We start from the raw sequence: 23,444 nt of genomic DNA, 5'->3' as shown, positions 1-23,444 counted from the left end.
CAAATGGGTGCATGCGCCGGCGGACCAGGCCAACCGGCTCCCCATGTTTAATACTCAGGTCTTGGCGACCTGATCGAATCCGAGCTCGACCGGAGTCGAACGCCCAAAAATACTGACCGCCACGTGCAGGCGACTCTTTTCGTAGTTCACTTCCTCAACCACGCCCGTGAAGTCGTTGAACGGGCCGTCGCAGACGCGAACCATTTCACCCACATCGAACAGCGTCTTCGGCTTCGGCTTGTCGGTGGAGTCCTTGACACGCGCCATGATCGCATCGGCCTCTCGACTGCTGATCGGCGTCGGCTTGCCGCCGGAATCACCCACGAAGCCCAGCACGCGCGGCACGGAATTCACCAGGTGCCACGCCTCATCGGTCATGTCGATCTGAACGAGCACGTAACCGGGATAGAACTTCCGCTCGGACTTGCGCTTGACACCATCACGAACTTCAACCACCTCTTCGGATGGAACCAGAATCTCACCGAACTGCGACTGGAGCCCTTCGCGCTCGATGCGCTCTTCCAGGGCCTTCTTGACGCTGTTCTCAAATTGCGAAAACGCTTGAACGACATACCATCGCATCGCCATCAGTCATTCCTCAGCCCGCAATACTGCGAACAATCCAGGCCAGAAGCGAATCCACGCCCCACAAAAACAGACCGATCACCACGATCAGCAGCACGACCACCAGCGTGGTCTGCGTTGTTTCCTGACGCGAAGGCCAGACCATCTTGCGCACTTCAACACGAGAGTCGAAGGCGAACTGCCAGATCGTCTTGCCCACACTGGTGGTGTACAGCACACCGGTCGCAATCAGCAATGCCGCAACCAAGGCCGCGACGCGCACGAACAACGGCTCCTTACCCAAGAGGTAAAACGCAGCCACACCCCCAATCAACAGGACAATCGTGAGGCCGATCTTGACCGACTCCAACCCTGACGACGAGGACGGCTCTACCGCTTTTTCCGACATTGCTGTGACCCATATTGAATCGACCTGGTGATCGATACCGACTGCTTGAACGCCAGCGGGTTGATAACTTGACCACCCGCCAGCATGTATGGCAGGCCAGGAGGGAATCGAACCCCCAACCTACGGTTTTGGAGACCGTCGCTCTGCCAATTGAGCTACTGACCTAAAATTTTTTCACCACGGATGAAAAAAGAGCGCGAAGTCTACACGACTTCGCGCCTTTTGACAACGGTGACGTTGTTACTCGATGATTTTGGAAACGACACCGGCGCCGACGGTACGGCCACCTTCGCGAATCGCGAAACGCAGACCGTCTTCCATCGCGATCGGAGCGATCAGGCTGACCGTCATCGCAACGTTGTCGCCCGGCATGACCATCTCGGTACCTTCCGGCAGCACGCAGGAACCGGTCACGTCCGTGGTACGGAAGTAGAACTGCGGACGGTAGCCGTTGAAGAACGGCGTATGACGACCACCTTCGTCCTTGCTCAGGATGTACACCTCAGCTTCGAACTTGGTGTGCGGCTTGATGCTGCCCGGCTTGCACAGTACCTGACCACGCTCGACGTCGTCACGCTTGGTGCCGCGCAGGAGGATACCGACGTTGTCGCCAGCCTGGCCCTGGTCGAGCAGCTTGCGGAACATTTCGACGCCGGTCACGGTGGTCTTCTGGGTGTCGCGGATACCGACGATTTCGATTTCTTCGCCTACCTTGATGATGCCGCGCTCGACACGACCGGTCACCACGGTGCCACGGCCGGAGATGGAGAATACGTCTTCCACCGGCATCAGGAAGGTACCGTCAACGGCACGCTCCGGCTCGGGGATGTAGGAGTCCATCGCCTCGACCAGACGAACGACCGACGGGGCGCCGATTTCGCTCTGGTCGCCTTCCAGCGCCTTCAGGGCGGAACCGGTGATGATCGGGGTGTCGTCGCCCGGGAATTCGTACTGGCTCAGCAGGTCGCGGATTTCCATCTCGACCAGTTCCAGCAGTTCCGGATCGTCAACCATGTCGGCCTTGTTCAGGAACACGACGATGTAGGGTACGCCGACCTGACGGGACAGCAGGATGTGCTCACGGGTCTGCGGCATCGGGCCGTCAGCAGCGGAGCAAACCAGGATCGCGCCGTCCATCTGGGCGGCACCGGTGATCATGTTCTTCACATAGTCAGCGTGGCCCGGGCAGTCAACGTGGGCGTAGTGACGGGTCGCGGACTCGTATTCAACGTGGGAGGTGGAGATCGTGATACCACGCGCCTTCTCTTCCGGCGCCTTGTCGATCTGGTCGAAAGCCATTGCCGAGCCGCCGCCAAACGTCTCCGCCATCACCTTGGTGATCGCCGCAGTCAGCGTCGTCTTGCCGTGATCCACGTGGCCAATCGTACCCACGTTCACGTGTGGTTTGGTACGTTCAAACTTCTCTTTTGCCATGACTTCCTCCACCAACACCAGTCAAAGTTAACAGCCCAAGGATTTGGAGCTCATGAGCGGAATCGAACCGCTGACCTCGTCCTTACCAAGGACGTGCTCTACCAGCTGAGCTACATGAGCGAATTTTCAATTTGGAGCGAGTGATGGGAATCGAACCCACGCCATCAGCTTGGAAGGCTGAGGTTCTACCATTGAACTACACTCGCAAACCTTTTGCCTCACCGGACCTGGTCCGCTGTGACGAAATTGGTGGTAGGGGAAGGATTCGAACCTTCGAAGGCTGAGCCGGCAGATTTACAGTCTGCTCCCGTTGACCGCTTGGGTACCCTACCGAGAACGCGCAATTTTTCCCGAGTTGCGTGGATGTGTCAACCTAATACCCACATCATCTGCACTTTTGGTGCCAATTGCGTCTTAGCCATGCCGTGCATGCCCAATCTGGTGCCGCTTGTCGGATTCGAACTGACGACCTACCGCTTACAAGGCGGTTGCTCTACCAACTGAGCTAAAGCGGCAATGGGCGCGCATTCTAATCGCAGGCGCGATCGATTGGCAACCTGTTTTATCGCTGTTGTCGTGCTGCGAGGACAATACCCTCGAGGACCAGATCCGGCACATGCATCGCCGGCATGCCCAGCATCGACTGCAAGTCATCCCCACCGCCGCCGCCAATCAGAATACGGAACGCCGGCGTCGATGCGTCCTCCATGAGTGCCGCGGCCATCTGATTGACGGCGGCCGCCATCATCCATCTCGCCCCGAGCACGAGCGCGGAATGCGTATCGACGGCCAGATAACCGACCTCCCCGGAGTTATCGGGTTTCGCAGTTTTCGACGCCTTCTTTTTCACGCCCCCCGTGCCAGACGCCCGATCATCTGCAAAGAACGGCCCCAAGTTCGGGGCCAACGCCGTCAACCCGACTTCCATGGCATACATTGAGGGCATGATCATGCCCCCGGCGTGGTCACCCGACGCATTCATATAGTCCATGGTCACTGCCGTACCTGCATTGATCACGAGCACTGCCTGATCCGGATGCCGCGCCCTTGCTGCCACCAGCGCGCAAAACCGATCCACACCGAACTGCCCCGGATCCGGATAGCCAAGCCGGACGCCGCAACAGCGGGCCCGGCTCCTCAGCCATTGCACGGAAACATCGGGCAAGGCCGCCGCCAGCTGGGATTTGATCAACGCACAACGCGCCGGAGGTGCGACGGCAGCAACGACCACCCGCTTGAGCACCCCGCCCTCCGCAGCCAAGGTGTCCATCAGTCGCGTGGCCCATTCCTCGGCTTGCGCCCAGTCCAGGGTGTGCACGTCGCCCTGGGGGCCGACCCGCCACTTGATCCGGGAGTTCCCCGCGTCCACATAGCATTTCAAATGAGCAATCTCACACTAGCCGATCCGCCGACGCGCGTTGCGCCAGCATCGGTATTAATCATCAGCGTGCCGTCCGGCTCGATGCGTTCCGCGAAACCGCTCGACTGAGGCGAGCCGTCCTGCCACACCTGCACCCGTCGCCCCGACAGCACACTGTAGGTATCCGCACGACACATCCAATCGGACCAGCAATCCGGCGCCCGGATCGTTTCCAGCGCGCGTCGACAGAGCCGGTCGGTCAACTCGGCCCGCAAGCCGGTTGAATCATTCGGAAGCACGCCCATCGCCGGAAGCGCATCAAACAGACCCGCCGCCTCGACGCTGCCACCGGTTTTGTCCGGCGGCAGCGCGGCCGGCGCTTGCCAGTTGATGCCGATACCCGCCAACCAATACCGCGCCCGCGAGACGCCCAACTGCTCGATCAGCAGCCCACCCACCTTCCGCTCGGAAAGCCACAGGTCGTTTGGCCACTTCAACATCACGGGAAATCCGGCGTCGCGTAACACGTCGATCAGGGCAGCGGCCAGGACCAGGCTCAAGGGCGGCGTGGCATCGCCTGCCATGTCGACCCGGGGAACGACCGGCACCGCCAACGAACACCAGAGTCCCGCCCCGGGTGCACTCAGCCAGGCATGCCCCTGCCGACCTCGACCGGCCGTCTGACGATCGGCCAGGCACACGGCCCAGGCGGCGCCATCGCGTTGAAACGTCGGCCAATACGCACGCAGATAATCACTGGTCGAATCGACCTCGGCCAGCGAAACCACACGTCCGCCCTGCGCATCCGCCCATGCCATCAATGAATCCGCCCCCTGAGACAGGGCCACAGATGAATACGCCATCATTCGTCTCGCCCGACGACGTGATCAGCCACCGCTAACCAGGTCGACCTGCGTGTGACGGCTGCCGTGCCGGAATCAGCAGAGGGTGACAGGCGCCACTGATTCAGGACCGACGCGCCCAGCGACACGCGCCATTGTCGGAGCCGCCCCTGACGGAAGCCTGTCACCGAGACCCAATCGCCCGCCCGATAGCGATCAAGTCGCTTCTGCCATCCGGCGCCGTTGATGGCATAGCCGTCGAGCGCAACGATCTCGTCCCCCGCCGCCAATCCTGCCTGAGCGGCAGGACGATCCTCGAAAACAATCTGAACACGGGCCACGCGAGGATCGTCACCCCCAACGACCGCGCCGAAATCGACGACGGAAAACGGCGGCTCGGCCACCGCCTCCGCGCGGACACCGAACTCGGCAAGCAGCGGAACGAAATCGAGGGGTACCGTCCCCCGCAAGGCATCGGCAAAGAATTCGCCGAGCGGAAGACCGCCCACCGATTCGATCAGCCGTTCGATGGCTGCGCCTTCCGGCAATCCCACCGCGCCATGGGACTGCCAGAGCCGCTGCATGACCGTCGCCAATGAACGCCCCGCCTTGCGCAGGATCAGATCGAGCATCAGAGCCACCATCGCGCCGCGAGTGTAGTAGCTCACGATCGCATTGACCGCGTTTTCATCCTGCTGGTAGAACCGAGTCCAGGCATAAAAGCTGGAATCCTCGAGCGTCTGTCGTTGCCAGCCCTTGCCGCGCACCGCCCGATTGACGGTCTGGGCCAGGGCAGACAGATATTGAGCCTCGTCGATCAAGCCGGCCCGACGCACCAGCCAGTCATCGAAGTAACTCGTGAAGCCCTCGAACACCCACAATAGACGGGTGTGCGCGGGACCAGCCAACGGCAGGTTCTCGAATGCGGCGGGACGGATCCGCTTCACGTGCCAACTATGGAAATACTCGTGCGCACAGAGACTCAGGAACCGCTGGTAGCCGGGGCTGACCGCGGATTCGCCGCGCATCGGCAGATCCTCGCGGGGAAAAATCAGCGCGGTGGAGTCCCGGTGCTCCAGTCCGCCGAAGCCCTGCCCATCGAGTGCCACCAGGAACAGATACCCATCGAACGGTGCACCATCGAACAGATCGATCTCGACGGCGCAAATTCGGGCGACGTCCCGGGCGATTCGCGCGAAATCCGTGCCCGGCAGCGGATTGGAGAACACCATCCGATGCGGCACGCCGCCCGCCTCGAAGGCAACCTCCTCAAATTCGCCGATTTCGAAGGGATAGTCGATCAGCGCCTCATAGTCATCGGCACGGTAACCGCCCGGGACCTGCGGATCGGCAGGCATCGCCGTCGCCACCCGCCAGGTGTCCGGCAGCGTCGACAAATCCAGTGTCAGTTGGTGTGACTGCTGTTCGAGCCCATGGGCGCGCAGGAAGAGACTGCTGCCGTTGAAAAAGACATGATCGCTATCCGCATGCGCCGTCCGCACGGAAAAATCCGCGCAATAGACGGCGTAGGTCACGATTGCCGGCTCGTCGCATCCCGGCAACTGCCAGGTCTGCTGATCGAGCGGCGTGATGGGCAACGGGGCACCATCGCGCGTTTCGGCAACCATCCCCACCAGATTCTTGGCGAAGTCACGGATCAGATAGCTGCCGGGGATCCAGGCAGGCAGACTCAGCCGCCACCCCTGCGGATTGGACGGCAGGGTCATGCGCACGTCGACGTAACGCGACGCCACACGACCGAAGGTCAGATGGATGTGCGGCAAAGGCGCCTCAGCCACGGCCGCCCTCGTCCCCTTCCCAGTCGCCCATGTAGGTCGAGTCGCCCACCATCAGATGGTGACCGCCGGGGTGCACGCGGCCATGCTTGATCTCATCCGGATGCCCCATGCGTATCGGACCCACCTCGATGGCGAAATGCAGACGCAACCCCGCCAGCGGATGATTCAGATCGACCGTGATCTCGTCGCCGTCGATCTTGAGAATCATCATTTCGATGCGCCCCTCGGGCCCCAGGGTTTCCACCATGTTGCCTTCAACCAGCACGACCTCCGGCGCGAAGCGGGATCGCGGCACCGTCAGGACAGCCGTTTCGTCATGAAGACCATAAGCATCCTCCGGCTCGATGGTCACCTCGAGTCGGTCGCCCTCGGCCTTGCCGGCCAAAGCTGCCTCCAGGGCGGGGATCAGATTGCCATGACCATGAATGTATTCGAATCCGCGTTCGGCGGTATCGTCAATCACCGCCCCATCGTCGTCCGTCAGAACGTAACGCATCCTGACAACGGCGTTTTGTTCAATCAACATGCCTGTGAAATCCTCATCAATACGCGATTTGACTAAAGCCTTGGGCACGGCGACACCGCGGGCCGCCCACCCCGTATCCGCTCATTTTGTCATGCGAGCAGGTAATGCCATAGCGGCAGGGTCACCAAGGCCAGAAGGGTGGATGCGGTCGCCGTGGTGGCATAGGCCTCGGTATCCAGACCGAATCGGTCGCAGAGCACCAGACCGAGCACCATCACCGGCGTCGCGCCTTCCAGGACCACCGCCATCTTCAGGTCGCCGGTGAGCCCCAGCAGCGTGGTCATCCCCAGCACGGCGGTGGGCATCAAAAGCAGCTGAATCGCCAATGCGGGACTGACCGTGCGCAGATGCCGCGGCATCAGCGTCGCCAGACGCAGGCTCATCCCCAGCGCCACGAGCATGATGGGCACCACGGCCCCGCCGATTCGATCCAGGAATGCCGCCGCCCAGTCCGGCTGCGGTACGCCGGTCAGATTCAGCAGAGAACCCAGCAGCGCCGCCCAGAGCGGGGGCACCCGCAACAGGGATTTCACCGGATGGATCTGCTCGTTGTGGTTGCCGAACCGCGCCGCCAGCAGGATACCAAGGGACAGCAACAGCGGCGTGCTGGCGAAGAGGTCGTACTGGATCGCGATCGCCTTGCCCGGATCGCCGAACAGGCTGGCGAGCAATGGCAGGCCCATGTAGGTCGCATTCGGGAAGCTGGCCGCGAGCAGCAGCGCGCCGAACAACGGGCGCGACAGGGTCATCATGCGCCCGACCAGAACCATGGCGGCCATCGACACCAATATCCCGGTGGCCGCAGACAACGAGATCTTCACGGTATCTACGCCCAGCGGGGCACGCCAAAGTACCGCCAGCACGAGCGCCGGCAGAAAGAAATAGTATACGGACGTCGTCAGGGCGCCGCGTGCGCGCTCGGCGGACCAGCCACCAAACTCGAAACGTCGCCACAACAAGCCCATGGCGATCGTTGCCGCCATTTGCAGAAGTACGCTAATCATCTGAACACATCCCGGCCCCGTCCGATAACGGGCGCCACTCGATCGTCACCGGGCGCGGGCCCGTCGTGAACCGGATTTCCTGAGATCGTTATTGCGCGGCCTGATCGCCCGCCTCGGCCTTGGCGATCTCCTGGCGCACGACGTCCATGTCCAGCGCCTTGACCTTGCCGATCAGTTCATCCAAGGCCTGACGCGGCAGGGCACCGGCCTGGTTGAACAGCAGAATCTGCTGACGGAACACCATCAGGGTGGGAATCGAGCGAATCTGGAAATAGGCCGCCAGCTGCTGCTCCGCCTCGGTATTCGCCTTGACGAAGGTAACATCCGGGTGGGCTTCCGCCGCCTGTTCGAAAATCGGCGCGAATGACTGACACGGACCGCACCACGGCGCCCAGAAATCCACGATCAAAATCTCGTTTTGGGTAATCAAGCTGTCGATCGTGTCGAAAGTTGCTTCTTGAACGGTCATCAAATATCTCCAGTATCGGGCCAGATTCGACCCTGGGTCGTCATTCCAAAGCGGAAATCATGGCAGAAAGATGGCGCACCGTCAGATCTAACTGATCGGTAGCCAGCACGCGTTGCCGATCCTCCAGCTTGATCGGCAGTCGTTCGAGCAGTCGATAGATCACCCACACGGGATCATCGAACCGCGGCTCGGCACGATGTGGATCCCGATCGCTCATGATCCGCTCGAGAAATGCCGTCAGGCGCGGAAGCTGCTCCACCGCGGCCTCCGGAACGACGGCCGGCGACAGGGGATCGACCTCGCCCATGATCAGGCCATCGCGCGCCATCCAGAATCGCTCGACCCGAAAACGGCGCAGTCCGCGCGTCTCGATGTGCAGCATGCCGTCGGCGGCCAGATCGGTATCCACGATGCGGGCCATGGTGCCCAGCGCATTGAATTCGGTGGTATCCAGATCCGTTTCGCACTGCAGCACCTCGCCGCCCTGCTTCAGGAGCACGACGCCAAAGGGTTGGGATTCTCGCAAACTCTGCCGCACCATGTCGATATAACGCGTCTCGAAAATGCGTAACGGCAGATAACCCTCGGGGAACAATACCGTATGCAAAGGGAATAACGGCAAGGTCTGAGTTTCGGTCATGCGCACAGAATCTCCTCTCTTTCCGGTCTATCGCTCGCGGGGTCGCTCACCCGCCGCCTATCAAACGGGCCCGGTTGCCGCCAACGCATCGAGCAGGCGCTGGTGCAGCCCGTCAAAACTCCCGTTGCTCATCACCAGCACCACGTCACCCGGTCGAATCAACGACATCACGGTCGTCAACACTGCATCGACCGTCGACGGGAAACGAGCCCGCCCCCCCAGTGCCGCCAGGGCGTGCGATGGCGACCATGGCAGATTCTCCGGGCTGTGAAACACCACGAGATCCGCGCCCTCGAGCGCGTCCGCCAGCACCTCGGCATGCACGCCGGCGCGCATGGTGTTCGAACGCGGATCCACCACCACGATCAATCGGCCCTGCCCCGCACGGTCGGACAATTGCTCGCGCAGGGCGGCGATCGTCTCGATGATGGCCGTCGGATGGTGGGCGAAATCGTCGTAGACGGTCACGCCCGCCTCGGTGCCGCGATTCTGCAACCGCCGCGCCACACCGGTGAACGTCGCCAATGCCGCCAGGCCCTGCTCGGGCGGCACGCCTGCAAAGCGGGCCAGCGCCAGCGCCGCCAACGCGTTCATCCGGTTGTGTCGCCCCAAGATATTAGGCGGGAAATCGCCGAGCTGCTGGCCATCCAGCCAGATCCCCCGCCCATCGACACGCCAGGGGGCGGCCGATGTTCCCGAACCGAATCGCTCGATGGGGGACCAGCAGCCCTGCGCCACCACCCGCTCCAGGGCCGGCGTGTCGTCAGCCATCACCACCAGCCCCCGATTGGGCACCAGTCGCAGGAAATGCGCGAACTGCCGCTCGATCGCCGCGAGGTCCGGAAAGATATCGGCATGGTCGAACTCGAGATTGTTCAGGATGACCCCGCGCGGCCGGTAATGCAGGAATTTCGAGCGCTTGTCGAAAAATGCGGTGTCGTACTCATCCGCCTCGATGACGAAAAACGGCGTCTCGCCCAGACGAGCGCTCACGCCGAAATTGGCCGGCACCCCGCCGATCAGGAATCCGGGTGCCATACCGGCCGACTCCAAAATCCAGGCCAGCAGGGCACTGGTCGTCGTTTTCCCGTGCGTCCCGGCCACGGCCAGCACGAACCGATCCCGCAGCAGTTCCTCCCCCAGCCATTGGGGTCCGGAACGATAACGGTAGAAGCCGCTCAGCAACTGGTCGATCACCGGCATGTCCCGGCGCATCACGTTACCGACGATGATTTCCGCATCTTCGGGCAGAGGTGCGTCCATATCGGTTTCGACCGGGATTCCGGCCTGCGCGAGCTGATCGCTCATCGGCGGGTAGATCGCATGATCGCGCCCGCTGACCGCGTACCCCATCTGGCGGGCCAATTGGGCCAACGACCCCATGAAGGTGCCCGCGATACCCAGAATGTGAATTTTCTTCATGTCGCCCCGATCCCCTTGTTCATCCACCGCACACTGCATCCTGTGCAGGGCTCATCCGTCGATACCCGGAAACGCATAGGACAGCCCGAAGGAGACCGCCGCGCTGACCACGAAATATCCCAGTGCCAGGAGTACGCCGACGCCGGCACTCAGGCCGAGGGTATGGCGATAGATCTGACCCACCACCACGAGATTCCACAGGAAGAGCCCCATGATCAACCAGCCCCAGGCACCGAAACTGGCCGGATCGGCCATGTCGGTGGGCATCCACATCATCAGCGGAATAAAGGGCAGCCCCAACATGCCCAGCGCACCGAACAGGGCCGTCAGCATCTGGGGCAGTCGCAACGGATGGCGACGCAACTGCGCCCACAGGAAGGAGTAGGCGGCGAGCACGACGAGATCCAGCGCACTGTCCAGCAGGCTGTCGCCCAGCGCACCCGACAAATCCGTCTGCGCCGTGTCGCTGCTCAGCCCCAGCAGCAACCCCACCCCCAGGAACCATCCGGCGGCAACGGCCACGGGCCGCCAGCCGGGCGGCATGTCGGCAGGCCCCGTCCGAAATACCAGCAACCCCAAGAACAGGACAAACAGACGAATCATCACCCAATCCAAAAAGCAAAAACCGTCGCAGGGACGGTCTGAAAAAGAAAACGGGCCGACATTCCGGCCCATCGGTGCTCACCCGACCCCCGGGTTTCCGACCGGTATCGGGGACTCCTTCCGACATCGCCCCGCATCATGCAACAAATAGCGAGCCGGGGGAATCCGCGACACCCCGTCGTCGTCCCGCCACGGGGACGGGTTCAGGGGATTCACCAATCAGGATGCCTTGGCGGGCGCCGTCTCCGTCTCGCCTTCGCCGCGGGCCACATCGGCTCCGCCACAGAGGCTGTTGGCCGGAACGGCCACGTCGATCCGGCGCGGCTTGGGCAGGTTCAGCGCCGCCATCTTCGCCACGAAGGCCGGTTGATCGATCCCCGCAACGTAGGGGTTGATCGCCTTCTCCTGACCCACGCAGCTGACACGATGCCCGTTGTAGTCATGGCCGGGATAGATCAGTGTTTCATCGGGCAGTGCGAGCAACCGGTGGATACTGCGATAAAGATTTTCCGCGGAACCCTGCTGAAAATCCGTACGCCCGCAGGCATTGATCAGAATCGTATCGCCCGTGAACAGACGATCCTGCCAGAGATAACTGGTACACCCGTCCGTATGCCCCGGTGTCGCGAAGGCCTGGATCGTGATTCCGTCCATCGAGAGCGTCTCGCCATCGGCGATCAGCCGGTCGGCACAGGTCAACCCCGTGCCCGCGCCAACGATGAACTCGGCCCCGAGCTCGTGCCGCAGCCGCCCGCCACCGGTAATGTGATCCGCGTGAACATGGGTTTCCAGCACATACTTCAAGGTCAACCCCAGTTCCTCGAGCACGAGCCGATCCCGGTCGAACTGCTCATGGACCGGATCGATCAACAGCGCCGAGCCTGTTTGCTCGTCGGCGATGAGATAGGTGAATGTCGAGGTGGCATCATCAAAAAGCTGTCTGAAGATCGTCATAACCCCTCCTAAATTTTATATGCGTATTAGTTATTTTATACCCAACACCCGCTTCATGCACGCTCCTGATGATTGTGCCGCGTATCTCCCCACGCGGGACGGAGACCGGTATGCTAGCGGCCTGTCTTCAGGAACCGCGTCCAAACCATGCCTCAAACCGCCCTACTCAACGATCCCCGGTATCCGGCCCTGGCCGAATTTCTTACCCGGACATTGCCGGACGCACACACGCCGCCGGTGCTCGTCTCCAGTGACGCCAGCGGGCGACGCTACTGGCGCACTCGGCTGAAAACCGGCGAGACCCGCATTGTCATGGATGCGCCACCGCCCGGCGAGGACACCCTGCCGTTCATCGACGTGCTGGAACGGCTGACACGGATCGGCATCCCGGTGCCCGCACTCTATGGACGGAACACGACAGAGGGGTTCCTACTTCTGGAAGACCTGGGCGACGAGACATTGTTCCGCTGGCGCCATGGCCAGACGGCCGAACAGGTTATCGGCAAACTCGCGACGGCCGTCGACCTGTTGCCCGAACTGGCGGGCGCCGATACCGACGGTCTGCCGCGCTTCGATGCCGCTCGGCTGGCCCGGGAGATGGACCTGCTCCCGGACTGGTATCTCCGACACTACAAGCAGCAGGTGCTATCGGACGAATTGCTGACGCAATGGTCGGCTATTCGAAATCGTATCTGCGACCGCCTGACCGCGATGCCCCAGGTGTTCGTTCATCGCGACTATCACAGCCGGAATCTCATGGTGCAGCCGGACCGGCTGACGGTCATCGACTTCCAGGACGCGGTCCGCGGTCCGCTGGCCTACGACCTCGTTTCCCTACTGCGGGACAGCTACATCGACTGGCCGGAAGAGACGGTTCAAACCATGCAGGCGCGATTCTGGGCCGCTCTTCCCGATACCCTGCGTCAAACTGGGAACTTGGTTGAATTTCGGAAAGACTTCGCCTGGGTGGCGGTTCAGCGGCACCTGAAGGTGCTGGGGATTTTTGCGCGCCTGAGTTTTCGCGACGGCAAGCACGGCTATCTGAACGATCTGCCATTGACCTGGCGGCACCTGCAACGCGCCCTCGACGGCACGCCGGAACTCGCCGACCTTGCGGCACTGCTGGCCCCTTTCGCCCCGACCGAGGTCTGATTGCGCGGATTCGCGCGTTACTGACGCATGCCCGGGATGCCCCCGGGAAACCGGCCCGAGATACCGGGGCTCTCCGGTGGGCGATAGGGGGGCGCCGGTGATCGCCGATCGTGGTCGCGGTCGTGCGCACCGCGGGGAAAGCCATCCCCCCAGTAACCGCCAACCGACCATTGCCCCCTGCTGTCGATCGAGCCGCCCAATCCACCGCGCGCAACACCGGGATACCCGCCCGGGAACGGATAGCCGCCATAGCCAGTGCCATAGCCAGACCCATAGTAATAATCGTTCTGGATGACGGGCGGCGGCGAAGCCCGATCAGCCTGCGCCGCTTCTGCCGCCCGTGCTTCGCGCTCGGCACGCGCGGTTTCCGCCGCTTCCTTGCGGGCCTGCGCCTGGCGCGCATCGTACTGCTTGGCCAGATCGTCGATCCCCTGCCGCGCCGAAGCACCTCCGGTTCCGGCGTTCGGCGCCTCGATCACGCGCGGTTGGGCATCCGGACTACAGGGCGTGCCTGAAAAGACCACTGTCCCGTTCTTGTCCTTGCATTGGTAGATGGTGGCCTGCTCCGCATGCGCCCCGGCGACGAAAACGACCAACAGGGGCAACGCGCCGTACGTCATCGCCGCCCGGAATACCCGAATCCTGCTCATCTCCCCCTCCTGCGGCCGAAAGCCGCCTCGTTCAGACAGATATACCTCAGTGCACGGGCGGCAGCCAGAGCGTCACCTGAGTCGGTGCCAGACAGATTTCGTCGTTGCAGGCCTGGTAATCCAGTCGAACCCGCTGCGGGAACGCCAGCGCATCCGGCGGAACGACGCCGCTGATCCGGGTTTTGCCCAGATAGAGATTCAGTGGCGCGTCGCTGAATGCCAGCCGCATGGTCTTGCCGACCGGGTAATCCACCAGGGCCAGCTTCAGGGGGGATACGGCCGTCAAGCGGGTGGCGATCAGATCGCCCCGGGTTTCATGCGCATTGATATGCCAGCCCGGCGCGAAAACCAGGTCCACATCGAACTGCCCGCGATCCCGACGATGGATCTGGGCATGAAAACCGCCATGCGCCCCATAGGCCTGCGTGTCGATGGCGCCCATCCGCTCGCCGGTCAATGCGGCCAGCATCCCCGTCGATGCCTGCGGATCGCGGGCGACGAGCCCCGAAAACGCCGCAATAAGCCCCTCGGCCAGTTCCGAATCCACAGCGGTGCTCCCGCGGCGGGTCAGTGCCATGAACAGACGCAACGCCTGGACATTGCCGGCGGGCTCCGGGCTGTCCTCGTAGGGACGGACGGGAAGATCCTGCACCACCCCCGCCGCGGACGACGTCGTTGGCTGGTCGACATATCCGCCGGCCGGGGCGGCGAAATTCTGCCGGATGCGGGTGGCCTGGACTTCCGCCTGCTTCAGCCAGGTCCGATCCCCCGTGGCGTCATACAGTGCAATCAGGCCCAACGCATAATCGGCATGATCGGCCAGATTGGCCACACCACTCGCCACCCCGCGGTTGAAGCTGTGCGCCAGGCCACCATCCGGCAAGCGCATCTTGCGATCGACGAAACGCGCGGCCGCGGCGGCGGCATGAACGAACCGAGGCTGACCCAACAACCGCCCCCCGTCGGCCAGCGCCCGAATCAGCAGACCATTCCAGCTGGCAATCCGATTGCCGTCCTGGCGCGGGGCCGGTCGACGCGCCCGAATGTGATTCAGCCGTTCCCGAAGGGTGGCCATTTTCTCCGACAACGCCGCCGGGCTCAGATGGTGAAATTTGGCGAGTAGCGCCTCATCCGCGGCGCTGGCACGATGCGGCACGCTCATGCCCTCGATATCCCCGGACGGGGAGATCCGCCAGTAGGCCATCGCCAGGCGCGCATCAGCCGGGGAAAGCACCGCCTCGATCTCGCTCGGACGCCAGGTATAGAACGCGCCTTCGTGCAATGGGCCCGGGGCGTCCTGGTTGCCGATCGACGCAGCCGAGCCCGTCGGCAAGGCGCTGTCGGCATCCAGGGCCGCGATGAAGCCGCCATCGGGTGCGCGCATGTGCGCCAACACGAAATCCAGCGTATCCTCGGCCGTCTGCCAGTAGTCGTGCCGCCCAAGGACCAGACCGGCACGCAGATAGGTCCGGGCCAGCTCCGCCTGATCGTAGGCCATCTTCTCGAAATGGGGCACGCGCCAGTCGGGGGTCGTGCTGTATCGAAAAAAGCCACCGCCCAGCTGATCGTAGATACCGCCGCGCCGCATGTGCTCAAGGGTCAAATTCAGACTATCGCGCAGCGACGCCAATTGGTCGGGCGGCAAGGTCCCATGGCCCAGTTGGTCCAGCAGGAACATCAGGCGGGCGGTATCGGGGAATTTCACGCCATCGCCGAAGCCCCCCTCGAACGGATCGATCTGCTGCATCAGATCCTGCGCCGTTCGTGCGATCAAGGACGCATCCAGTGTCTGGGCCTGCGCCTGCTGATCCAGCACACGCCGCATCAGGCCGGTGAGCTTGTCGGCATCCTGCGCCACGGCCGCAGGACGCGTCGCCCATACCTTGGCGACCTGATTCAGGGTGGCAAGAAACTGGGGTTCTGGCTGATAGAGCGTCGCGAAGAACGGTCGGCCATCGGGCAGGGTATAGATGCTCGCGGGCCAACCGGTCTGGCCGCCGCCGACGATGGCCACCGCGATCTGGTATCGACTGTCGAGCTCCGGGTTCTGCTGTCGATCGACCTTCACGGGGATGAACGACTGGTTCAGCACGCGCGCCACGTCGGGGGACTCGAAGCTCTCCTGCGCCATGACATGACACCAGTGACAGCTCGCATAGCCGATCGAAATGAACAACGGCTTGTTCTGAGCCTTGGCGGCTGCCAGCGCGGCCGGTCCCCAGGGGTGCCAATCGACGGGGTTGTGGGCATGTTCGAGCAGGTACGGCGACGGACTCAGAATCAGTCGATTGGTGAATAACGGCTTGCCAGCTGCATCCAGCCAGCGGGTATGTGGATCGCCCCCGGCCAGGGGGTTTTTGCGGGCATGGGCCTCCGCCGCGTTCACGGCAGGTTGCTCCGCTGCCGGCAGTCCCGGCCAGGCAACCAGGGATCGCGCCGCGGCAGCGGACTGGGGAATGGGTACTGCACGCACCTCATGCGTCATGGCGGGGGCCTCCCGAGTCAAGGTGGACAAGGGCGCGTCGGCAGGGGCGACGGCGGGCAACGCCAACAGCGCGAACGCGATCCCGAAGCCCCGCTGGCGGATGAGCGAACCCAGGTTCATTGAAAGCTTTCCTCCGTATGCACGATGTCATCCTCGTGATCCGATCGAGCCATGTTACCTCATGGCGGACGGCGAGGATTACTGCGAAAACCCCAGTCGACCAATAGGTTGCATGATGATCGGGAACGCGCTATAGGTAGCAGACGAAACGATCGGCCGGCTCACCCGGATACCGGACGTTCTGACGACCCATCGATACCATCCATCGCATCGACGAATTCGCCGGTGATCGGGCGTACCGGACTTTGCCGGTCTGAACCGCCCGAATTTCACGAAGAGAGGGCGCGCATGGCAAAGCAATCGGTGTCCGCCATGGAGAATAGTGAGCGGAACGACACGAACGGGCGAGACACGACACGCAGCGATTCGTCACGAGTACAGACCATGCTCGCCGACCTGCTGGCCCTGGCCGACGTCCGGATCAATGGTCTGCGGCCCTGGGATCTGCACATTCGGGATCCCCGGGCGCCCGGCCGGATTCTCGGTTTCGGCAATCTGGGGCTGGGCGAAAGCTACATGGCCGGTTGGGTCGACATTCCTGCGGTCGACCAGTTCATCGAGCGAGTCATGCGGGCACACCTGGATACGAATCCGGCCGTAGGCCGCTCCTGGTCGCTGATCCGGCACGCGATCGCCGCACGGCTCCTCAACCGACAGAGCCCGGTGCGCGCCTGGGCCGTCGGTCAGCGTCACTACGATCTGGGCAATGATTTCTATCGCGACATGCTCGACGCGCGTATGACCTATACCTGCGGCTACTGGGCGACGGGCGTGACGACGCTGGACGAAGCCCAGGAAGCCAAGCTGGATCTGATCTGTCGCAAGCTGGATCTCCAACCGGGTCAACGCATCCTGGATATCGGTTGCGGCTGGGGCAGCTTCATGCGCTTCGCTGCCGAACGTTATGGAGTCAGTTGCGTCGGCGTCACCATCTCGAAGGAACAGGCCGAATACGGGCGGCGGCTGTGTGCCGGACTGCCGGTCGAATTCCGGCTGCAGGATTATCGGGATCTGCACGAATCCTTCGATCACATTGTGTCCGTCGGCATGTTCGAGCATGTCGGTCGCAAGAACTACGCCCGCTACATGGATGTGGCCCGCCGCTGCCTCAAGCCGGACGGACTGTTCCTGCTTCATACGATCACCGGCGACAGCTCGAACAGCGCACCCGACCCCTGGATCGACAAGTACATCTTTCCCAACGGCGAGACCCCGTCGTTCCGCCAGATTGCCGAAGCAACGGAAGGTCGGTTCGTGATCGAGGACGTGCATAACTTCGGCACCGACTACGATCGCACGCTCATGGCCTGGCACGACAATTTCACGCAAGCCTGGCCGAAATACCGATCCGAGTATGGCGACACGTTCGAGCGGATGTGGCGCTACTACCTGCTGTCCTGCGCGGGTGCGTTCCGGTCGCGACAACTCAATCTGCTGCAATGCGTTCTCTCGCCCTCAGGCGTTCGGGGCGGCTACCGTCGTCCCGCCTGACGACGCGTGCTGTCCGCATTCAGGGCTACCCGGCAGTCTCGCGGGCATCCTGGACCACCTGATGGATGAACACCAGCTTCTGGATCACGCCGTCCGGGATCACGAAGGGATAACTGTCCTTCTGCCCGAGGCTCCGGTTCATGCTGTTGAGAAACTGACTCAAAGGGAGCCAGACACGAATGATGTCCGTGCGGAAGTCCCCGACATCCCCTTCCAGATCCACCCAGTCATCGAACCGGCCGGCCGCGCGATGAATACGCACGCCCCAATTCCGGGCCGTGCCGAGCGCGTCGACGATATGCATGTAATGCGCCCAGGTTTCGGCCCAGTCCTCCCAGGGGTGCATCGTCGCATACGCACTGATGTACGAACGCGACCAATCCTCCGGTGGGGGTGACTGATAGTACCGGTTCAAAGCAGCCTGGTAATCCGCGCGCTCATCGCCGAACAGTGCCCGGAACTCGTCGAGACGGGGGCCATCGGCAATCAGCAATTCCCAGTAGAAGTGGCCGATCTCATGCCGGAAGTGCCCCAGCAGCGTCCGATAGGGTTCGTTCAGCCGGGTCCGGATCGCTTCACGTTCGGCATCGTCCGCTTCGACGATATTGACGGTGATCAACCCCGCGTCGTGACCGGTGACCACGCGATGATCCGAACGCTGATCGGCCAGGAATCGAAAGGCCAGCCCCCGCTGTGGATCCTCGTCCCGGCCCGGAATCGGCAACCCCAGTTGGTCCAGCGCGTAAATCAATCGACGCTTTGCGGATTCCAGCAGGAACCAGTACCGTCGGTTCTCGGGCCTATCGAGCTGCGGAATCACCGCCGTATAGCGACAGCTCCGACAGTAGACCGTATCGTCCGAATCCCGGACCATCCAGTTGCAGACCTGCGCCTCATGGTAATTGCGGCACGGACGGTAACGCCGATCGGCATCCGGCCCCAATGGCCGCCAGATACCGTCAGGCTGGATCTCGAATGCCCGGAGCGTCTGATCACCGGGATCGAAACCCAAGGGACTATTGCAGGATTCGCAATAGACATTCTCGAAAAAGACAGGCTGACCACAGTGCGTGCACGCAAACGTTTTCATGGTATTACCCCTTCCTTTCGTGTCCCGGCGCCCTGCGCGAACGCCCTGGATGGAACCGACTCTTCAGGCCGAAAGCCACCCGATCATACCAGCAGACACCCGCCCGACTGCATGCCTAGAATCGTTTCAGACTCTGCTCGATCTCCGGCGCGGCCGGTGCACCCTTTCGTGCCAACTCCTGGGCGAACGTGGCGACGCGCCACTCCTCGAGTTGCTCCTGCAACCGGCACAAGGCCAGGAACTCGGCCGGATCGTCCGTCGACTGACCGATCCGCGCTAGGACCCGGCTGCACAATGGCATGAACTGCACCCGAAGCATCCGATCCCGTTCGGGATGCCGGTCGATCTTCTCCAGGCGCTTCTCCGCCGCCGTCAGGTAGCGGGGCAACTGGCCGAACAAGCTCTGGGGCGTATACCAGATGAATCCGGGATAGATCAGCGCATCGAACTGTTCTGCCACCTCCCGCGCCGCCTCGATCTGCGACAGCGGCAACCGACCCTTGAGTCGGGCCCGCAGCGCCTGATGCTGGGCAAACAGGCCGCGCAACTGCTCGGCCAGTTGGCGCACCGCCTCATCCAGCCGCGGCCGGAGCCATTCGACCCGTTCGGCGAACCCGGACGCATCCCGAACCGGTGGACGGTCGTCGACGGCCAGTCCGGCCACCGCGCGGGCCACGATTTCCGTATCGAAGGCCACATCCCGCCGATTCGGCAGGACTAGCCCCTGTTCCGGCAGCGGGCGGCGATGACTCAACTGACTGTACTGCAGACGCGCCGGATCGAGCGCCCGCTCCTGCTTGAGGTATTGCATCAGGTGCCGGACCTGCTCCGGCAAGGCGAGCATCAGGAGCCGCGTCACGCCGGCCCGGTGCGCCGCCAGCGCCCGCTCCGCGTCGTCAAGCAGCGCCACGCGGACGTGATCCCCGGCATCGACCAGCGCCGGGTAGGCCTGCAACTGCGCCCCCTGCTGCTCGACGGTGAGCTGCTCGGGCAGATCGCCCAGCGACCAGTCCGTCAGGTCGTCACGCTCCAGCCGGTGGCGCGTCCGCTGGGCAAAGGCCTGTTGCGCCGCCGCCTGGTGGCGAGCGACCAGCACCGTCAGATCCCGGTCGGCATCCAGCTCCTCGCCCGCATCGTTGACCACCGCGAACCGCATCCGCAGGTGTGACAGCAGCTTGCGTTCGTCGAACAGTTCGGGATCGACGCGATGCCCGGTCATGCGATGCAACTCCGTCGCCAGCTGCCCGATCAGATCGCCCTGCTCCACGGCAATCCGTTCGTTGACGGCGGCCGCAAACTCGGGTGCGGGCACGAAATGCCGCCGATCCGCCTTGGGCAGACCACGGATCAGCGCCTCGATCTTTTCCCGCCGCAAGCCGGGAATGAGATGACTGGCCCGTGCGGCGTCGATCTGGTTGAGGGCGGCCAGCGGCAGGCGCAACGTCACCCCGTCGTCGTCGCTGCCCGGCGCGAAGTGGTAATGCAGCGGCAGACTGAAGGCGCCCATCTGCAGGCGGTCGGGGAAGCCCTTGGGATCGTGCTGGTCGGGCTCGCGCTTGAGCACGTCGTCGCGCGTCATGCACAGGGCGGTCGGTTGCGAGGGGCCCACTTCCTTCAGCCAGCGTACGAGGCCGGCGGTGTCATGCACGTCCGCCGGCAGATGGCTGGCGTAGAAATCGAAGATGACCTGATCGTCGATCAGCAGGTCCGGTCGCCGCGTGCGCGCCTCCAGCTCACGAATTTCGGAGATCAATGCCTGATTGTCCCGCCAGAAGCGCAGATTACTCTCGAACGCACCCTCCACCAGCGCGGAACGAATGAAGATCTCCCGCGCCAACAGCGGATCGATCCGTCCGAAGTCGATCCGCCGTTTGGTGACAATCGGCAGACCGAACAGCTTCACGGTCTCGAAAGCCATCACGCGTCCGCCGCGCTGATCCCATTGCGGCTCGCTGTGTTCCCGGGTCGTGAGATGCCCCGCCAGAGGCTCGATCCAGCGCGGGTTGATCGCCGCGACCATCCGCGCATACACACGGGTGGTCTCGACGATCTCGGCACTCATGACCCACTTGGGCGACAGCTTGGCGACCCCGGAACCGGGAAACAGCATGAAACGGCGGTTGTTTGCCCCGATATACACGGTGGGCGTGCGTTTCTTCTGACCGCGCTGGTCGGCCTTCTCCGTCCGATCCGCCCGCTGCGCCTCGTCACGCATGCCGATCTGGGCCAGCAGGCCGGGCAGAATCGCCTGGTGCAACTGGTCGAGGCGGGTCTGCCAGCCGGACTTGTCCGACTCGGCAAGCTCGACACCGGGCCCCGGCACGGGCTGCGCGTCGGGTAGCGCGCGCTGGTTCAGCTCATCGACGATCTGCCGCAGTTGGCCGAAGAGATCGTGCCATTCGAGCAGACGATTGTAGGACAGGAAATGCCGCTTGGCCCATGCCCGGCGCTGGCGTTGCGATTCGTGCCGCACCACCTGATGCCAGGCATGCCACAGGGACAACACGGCGGCGAAATCCGAATCGGCCACCCGAAACGCCTGCTGCGCCTGATCGGCGGCCTGGGCATGATCGGCCGGTCGCTCGCGCGGATCCTGGATCGACAGGAACGCCACCACGATCAGGGTATCGACGGCCACGGCATCGCCCAGCGACAGGGCCGCCAGCACCATCCGAGCGAGCGTGGGATCGACGGGCAACCGTGCCAGACGCCGTCCCAGTGTCGTAATGCGCTGTTCGCCATCGAGCCCGTGCAACTCGAACAGCAGTCGCCGCGCCGCTGCCAGCTGGCGCGAATCGGGCGGTTCGATGAAAGGGAAATGCTCCGGCTCGCCCAGCTTCAGGTCGATCAGGCGCAACACCACGGAAGCGAGATTGGTACGCAGGATTTCCGGATTGGTGAAGGCCGGTCGCCCGGTGAAGTCCGCCTCATCGTACAGGCGGATGCAAATCCCCGGCGCAATGCGCCCGCAGCGCCCGGCCCGCTGCTTGGCCGAGGCCTGGGAAATGGCCTCGACCGCCAGTTTCTGCACCCGGGAACGAGGGCTGTAACGGGCGATGCGCGCCAGACCGGAGTCGATCACGTAATGGATACCCGGCACGGTCAGGGAGGTTTCCGCCACGTTCGTGGTCAGCACGACCCGGCGTCCCGTGTGCGGCGCGAAAACCCGCTGCTGCTCCGCCGTGGACAGCCGGGCGTACAGCGGCAGGATCTCGGTATGGCGCAGGCCGTGCCGGGAAAGTCGCTGGGCACAATCGCGGATCTCGCGCTCGCCGGGCAGGAACACCAGGATATCGCCCAGTCCCTCGACGATCAGTTCGTCCACCGCCGCCACCACGGCGGCCGGCAGATCGCGTTCCTCCCCGGCCGCATCCCCGTCACCCGCGTCGTCGCCCTGTCGGGACGCATCCAGGGGCCGATAACGGATCTCGACCGGATAGCTGCGCCCCGACACCGGCACGACGGGCGCTGGCAGCAGGCTGCCCGTGGCGGGGTCGAGCCGGGCGAAATGCTGTGCGAATCGGGCCGTATCGATCGTCGCGGAGGTGATCACCAGCCGGAAATCGGGCCGGCGTTCGATCAACTGACGCAGGATCCCGAGCAGAAAGTCGATGTTCAGACTGCGTTCGTGCGCCTCGTCGATGATCAGGGCGTCGTAGCGCAGCAGATCGGGATCGCGATTGATCTCGGCCAGCAGGATGCCGTCGGTCATCACGGCGACCCGGCTCGTCGGCTGCGTCTGATCGGAGAAACGCACCTTGTAGCCGACGGCCTGCGCTCCCGCCGAACCCAACTCCTCGGCCAAACGACTGGCGACGTTGCGCGCCGCGATCCGCCGGGGCTGGGTATGGCCGACCTGTCCGCGCAGGCCGTACCCCAGCTCCAGCAGCATCTTCGGCAACTGCGTGGTCTTGCCCGAGCCGGTTTCCCCGGCCACGATCACCACCGGATGGGCGCGCAGCAGATCCATGATCTTCGTGCGTTCGCCGCTGACGGGGAGATCGTCCGGATAGTCGAATTTCAGGTCATGCCCCCGGCGCGCCGTCACCAGCGCGGCCGACGCCTCGAAGGCATCCACCAGCGTCGCCAGGGTATCCGGAGTTCGGGGCGCTCGCCCTGCCTTGCCGGGACCATTCCGACCAGGATGCGCCGGGTCACGTTGACCCTTTCCGCCGTCTCCCGCACGCAGGCTCCGCTCGAATCCCGCCAGCCGCCGGGCCAGCCGGGGGACATCGCTCAGGGGCAATTGATCGAGATGCGCCCGCAAAAAAGCGGTAACATCCTCGGGGTTTTTCGGGTCGGGCGTCTGCGCCCCGGGCCCTTCGGGCGGCTTGGGGATGTCCGATGGGGACTCGGGGTGGGGCGATCGGTCGTTCATGCCGGGCAGTGTTGGCGAACCGCCCGGGAGAATCAAGTCCATCCACAAGGAC

At 63.4% G+C, this 23,444-nt stretch carries 19 protein-coding genes and 5 tRNA genes; 2 read left to right on the top strand and 22 right to left on the bottom strand.

Going from position 1 to position 23,444, the window contains the following annotated elements; translation table 11 throughout:
• Nucleotides 1-54: 54 nt before the first annotated feature.
• The 18 genes from nusG to A9404_RS10415 form a co-directional block, all read right to left on the bottom strand.
• Complete coding sequence (gene nusG, locus A9404_RS10500; RefSeq protein ID WP_066101222.1) at nucleotides 55-588, bottom strand: transcription termination/antitermination protein NusG; 534 nt, start codon at nucleotides 586-588, stop codon at nucleotides 55-57.
• Between the two features lie 10 nt (nucleotides 589-598).
• Entirely contained in the window at nucleotides 599-973 is a 375-nt protein-coding gene (gene secE / locus A9404_RS10495; RefSeq protein ID WP_066101219.1) for a preprotein translocase subunit SecE, read from the bottom strand.
• Nucleotides 974-1,062: 89 nt separating this feature from the next.
• Nucleotides 1,063-1,138, bottom strand: a tRNA-Trp gene (locus A9404_RS10490).
• Nucleotides 1,139-1,213: 75 nt separating this feature from the next.
• Nucleotides 1,214-2,407: an elongation factor Tu gene (tuf, locus tag A9404_RS10485; protein WP_066101216.1), complete on the bottom strand. Its 1,194-nt coding sequence runs from the start codon at nucleotides 2,405-2,407 to the stop codon at nucleotides 1,214-1,216.
• Nucleotides 2,408-2,451: 44 nt separating this feature from the next.
• A tRNA-Thr gene (locus A9404_RS10480) sits at nucleotides 2,452-2,527 on the bottom strand.
• 12 nt (nucleotides 2,528-2,539) lie between these two features.
• A tRNA-Gly gene (locus tag A9404_RS10475) sits at nucleotides 2,540-2,613 on the bottom strand.
• 41 nt (nucleotides 2,614-2,654) lie between these two features.
• A tRNA-Tyr gene (locus A9404_RS10470) sits at nucleotides 2,655-2,739 on the bottom strand.
• A gap of 107 nt (nucleotides 2,740-2,846) precedes the next feature.
• Nucleotides 2,847-2,922: transfer RNA gene (locus tag A9404_RS10465), tRNA-Thr, on the bottom strand.
• Between the two features lie 47 nt (nucleotides 2,923-2,969).
• Nucleotides 2,970-3,776: a type III pantothenate kinase gene (locus A9404_RS10460; protein ID WP_066101213.1), complete on the bottom strand. Its 807-nt coding sequence runs from the start codon at nucleotides 3,774-3,776 to the stop codon at nucleotides 2,970-2,972.
• 8 nt (nucleotides 3,777-3,784) lie between these two features.
• Nucleotides 3,785-4,585 (bottom strand): biotin--[acetyl-CoA-carboxylase] ligase, encoded by an 801-nt coding sequence (locus A9404_RS10455; protein ID WP_197490338.1) that lies wholly within the window; start codon nucleotides 4,583-4,585, stop codon nucleotides 3,785-3,787.
• 44 nt (nucleotides 4,586-4,629) lie between these two features.
• The gene (locus A9404_RS10450; RefSeq protein WP_082922913.1) at nucleotides 4,630-6,408 is read right to left on the bottom strand and encodes a M61 family metallopeptidase; all 1,779 of its coding nucleotides are present in this window, start codon (nucleotides 6,406-6,408) and stop codon (nucleotides 4,630-4,632) included.
• A complete protein-coding gene (locus A9404_RS10445) occupies nucleotides 6,401-6,934 on the bottom strand; it encodes an FKBP-type peptidyl-prolyl cis-trans isomerase (RefSeq protein ID WP_066101209.1) in 534 nt (177 codons plus the stop codon). Before A9404_RS10445 ends, A9404_RS10450 begins: the two co-directional genes overlap by 8 nt.
• An 89-nt stretch (nucleotides 6,935-7,023) precedes the next feature.
• Nucleotides 7,024-7,938, bottom strand: coding sequence for an AEC family transporter (locus A9404_RS10440; RefSeq protein ID WP_066101206.1), 915 nt, complete (start codon nucleotides 7,936-7,938; stop codon nucleotides 7,024-7,026).
• A gap of 88 nt (nucleotides 7,939-8,026) precedes the next feature.
• Nucleotides 8,027-8,407 carry a thioredoxin gene (trxA, locus tag A9404_RS10435; RefSeq protein WP_066101204.1) on the bottom strand — a complete coding sequence of 127 codons (381 nt, stop codon included), beginning with the start codon at nucleotides 8,405-8,407 and terminating at the stop codon, nucleotides 8,027-8,029.
• A gap of 40 nt (nucleotides 8,408-8,447) precedes the next feature.
• A complete protein-coding gene (locus A9404_RS10430) occupies nucleotides 8,448-9,047 on the bottom strand; it encodes an LON peptidase substrate-binding domain-containing protein (RefSeq protein ID WP_066101202.1) in 600 nt (199 codons plus the stop codon).
• 60 nt (nucleotides 9,048-9,107) lie between these two features.
• A complete protein-coding gene (mpl, locus tag A9404_RS10425) occupies nucleotides 9,108-10,469 on the bottom strand; it encodes a UDP-N-acetylmuramate:L-alanyl-gamma-D-glutamyl-meso-diaminopimelate ligase (RefSeq protein ID WP_066103242.1) in 1,362 nt (453 codons plus the stop codon).
• 51 nt (nucleotides 10,470-10,520) lie between these two features.
• Complete coding sequence (locus A9404_RS10420) at nucleotides 10,521-11,072, bottom strand: hypothetical protein (protein WP_066101199.1); 552 nt, start codon at nucleotides 11,070-11,072, stop codon at nucleotides 10,521-10,523.
• A gap of 219 nt (nucleotides 11,073-11,291) precedes the next feature.
• Nucleotides 11,292-12,026 carry an MBL fold metallo-hydrolase gene (locus A9404_RS10415; protein WP_197490337.1) on the bottom strand — a complete coding sequence of 245 codons (735 nt, stop codon included), beginning with the start codon at nucleotides 12,024-12,026 and terminating at the stop codon, nucleotides 11,292-11,294.
• Between the two features lie 147 nt (nucleotides 12,027-12,173).
• Between A9404_RS10415 and A9404_RS10410 the strand changes: the two genes are divergently transcribed.
• The gene (locus A9404_RS10410) at nucleotides 12,174-13,178 is read left to right on the top strand and encodes an aminoglycoside phosphotransferase family protein (protein ID WP_066101197.1); all 1,005 of its coding nucleotides are present in this window, start codon (nucleotides 12,174-12,176) and stop codon (nucleotides 13,176-13,178) included.
• A gap of 17 nt (nucleotides 13,179-13,195) precedes the next feature.
• Here the strand turns inward: A9404_RS10410 and A9404_RS10405 are convergent, their stop codons facing one another.
• Together A9404_RS10405 and A9404_RS10400 are read right to left on the bottom strand one after the other, a co-directional pair.
• Nucleotides 13,196-13,828, bottom strand: a complete 633-nt coding sequence (locus A9404_RS10405) for a DUF4124 domain-containing protein (protein ID WP_066101194.1) — start codon at nucleotides 13,826-13,828, stop codon at nucleotides 13,196-13,198.
• A gap of 46 nt (nucleotides 13,829-13,874) precedes the next feature.
• On the bottom strand, nucleotides 13,875-16,433 hold the full coding sequence (locus A9404_RS10400; protein WP_066101191.1) for a thioredoxin domain-containing protein: 2,559 nt from the start codon (nucleotides 16,431-16,433) through the stop codon (nucleotides 13,875-13,877).
• Between the two features lie 288 nt (nucleotides 16,434-16,721).
• Here A9404_RS10400 and cfa point away from each other — a divergent pair, with 288 nt between their 5' ends.
• Complete coding sequence (gene cfa, locus A9404_RS10395) at nucleotides 16,722-17,924, top strand: cyclopropane fatty acyl phospholipid synthase (protein ID WP_066101185.1); 1,203 nt, start codon at nucleotides 16,722-16,724, stop codon at nucleotides 17,922-17,924.
• Nucleotides 17,925-17,949: 25 nt separating this feature from the next.
• On the opposite strand, the gene A9404_RS10390 is transcribed toward cfa, so the two are convergent.
• The gene (locus A9404_RS10390) at nucleotides 17,950-19,014 is read right to left on the bottom strand and encodes a zinc-binding metallopeptidase family protein (protein ID WP_066101182.1); all 1,065 of its coding nucleotides are present in this window, start codon (nucleotides 19,012-19,014) and stop codon (nucleotides 17,950-17,952) included.
• A 115-nt stretch (nucleotides 19,015-19,129) separates the two neighbouring features.
• Nucleotides 19,130-23,434, bottom strand: a complete 4,305-nt coding sequence (hrpA, locus tag A9404_RS10385; protein ID WP_082922912.1) for an ATP-dependent RNA helicase HrpA — start codon at nucleotides 23,432-23,434, stop codon at nucleotides 19,130-19,132.
• Nucleotides 23,435-23,444: the final 10 nt, after the last annotated feature.

The sequence above is a fragment of the Halothiobacillus diazotrophicus genome (assembly GCF_001663815.1).
Classification (GTDB): domain Bacteria; phylum Pseudomonadota; class Gammaproteobacteria; order Halothiobacillales; family Halothiobacillaceae; genus Halothiobacillus; species Halothiobacillus diazotrophicus.
The sequence above is the reverse complement of the archived record's forward strand: the minus strand, read 5'-3'. Positions and strand labels throughout refer to the sequence as shown.

Bases quoted from the DNA above. Each gene is read 5' to 3' on its own strand.
- nusG (WP_066101222.1), bottom strand. From the start codon at position 588: ATGGCGATGCGATGGTATGTCGTTCAAGCGTTTTCGCAATTTGAGAAC.
- secE (WP_066101219.1), bottom strand. From the start codon at position 973: ATGTCGGAAAAAGCGGTAGAGCCGTCCTCGTCGTCAGGGTTGGAGTCG.
- tuf (WP_066101216.1), bottom strand. From the start codon at position 2,407: ATGGCAAAAGAGAAGTTTGAACGTACCAAACCACACGTGAACGTGGGT.
- A9404_RS10455 (WP_197490338.1), bottom strand. From the start codon at position 4,585: ATGGCATGGGCGGATGCGCAGGGCGGACGTGTGGTTTCGCTGGCCGAG.
- A9404_RS10445 (WP_066101209.1), bottom strand. From the start codon at position 6,934: ATGTTGATTGAACAAAACGCCGTTGTCAGGATGCGTTACGTTCTGACG.
- A9404_RS10440 (WP_066101206.1), bottom strand. From the start codon at position 7,938: ATGATTAGCGTACTTCTGCAAATGGCGGCAACGATCGCCATGGGCTTG.
- trxA (WP_066101204.1), bottom strand. From the start codon at position 8,407: ATGACCGTTCAAGAAGCAACTTTCGACACGATCGACAGCTTGATTACC.
- A9404_RS10430 (WP_066101202.1), bottom strand. From the start codon at position 9,047: ATGACCGAAACTCAGACCTTGCCGTTATTCCCTTTGCATACGGTATTG.
- mpl (WP_066103242.1), bottom strand. From the start codon at position 10,469: ATGAAGAAAATTCACATTCTGGGTATCGCGGGCACCTTCATGGGGTCG.
- A9404_RS10420 (WP_066101199.1), bottom strand. From the start codon at position 11,072: ATGATTCGTCTGTTTGTCCTGTTCTTGGGGTTGCTGGTATTTCGGACG.
- A9404_RS10415 (WP_197490337.1), bottom strand. From the start codon at position 12,026: ATGACGATCTTCAGACAGCTTTTTGATGATGCCACCTCGACATTCACC.
- A9404_RS10410 (WP_066101197.1), top strand. From the start codon at position 12,174: ATGCCTCAAACCGCCCTACTCAACGATCCCCGGTATCCGGCCCTGGCC.
- A9404_RS10405 (WP_066101194.1), bottom strand. From the start codon at position 13,828: ATGAGCAGGATTCGGGTATTCCGGGCGGCGATGACGTACGGCGCGTTG.
- A9404_RS10400 (WP_066101191.1), bottom strand. From the start codon at position 16,433: ATGAACCTGGGTTCGCTCATCCGCCAGCGGGGCTTCGGGATCGCGTTC.
- cfa (WP_066101185.1), top strand. From the start codon at position 16,722: ATGGCAAAGCAATCGGTGTCCGCCATGGAGAATAGTGAGCGGAACGAC.
- A9404_RS10390 (WP_066101182.1), bottom strand. From the start codon at position 19,014: ATGAAAACGTTTGCGTGCACGCACTGTGGTCAGCCTGTCTTTTTCGAG.
- hrpA (WP_082922912.1), bottom strand. From the start codon at position 23,434: ATGGACTTGATTCTCCCGGGCGGTTCGCCAACACTGCCCGGCATGAAC.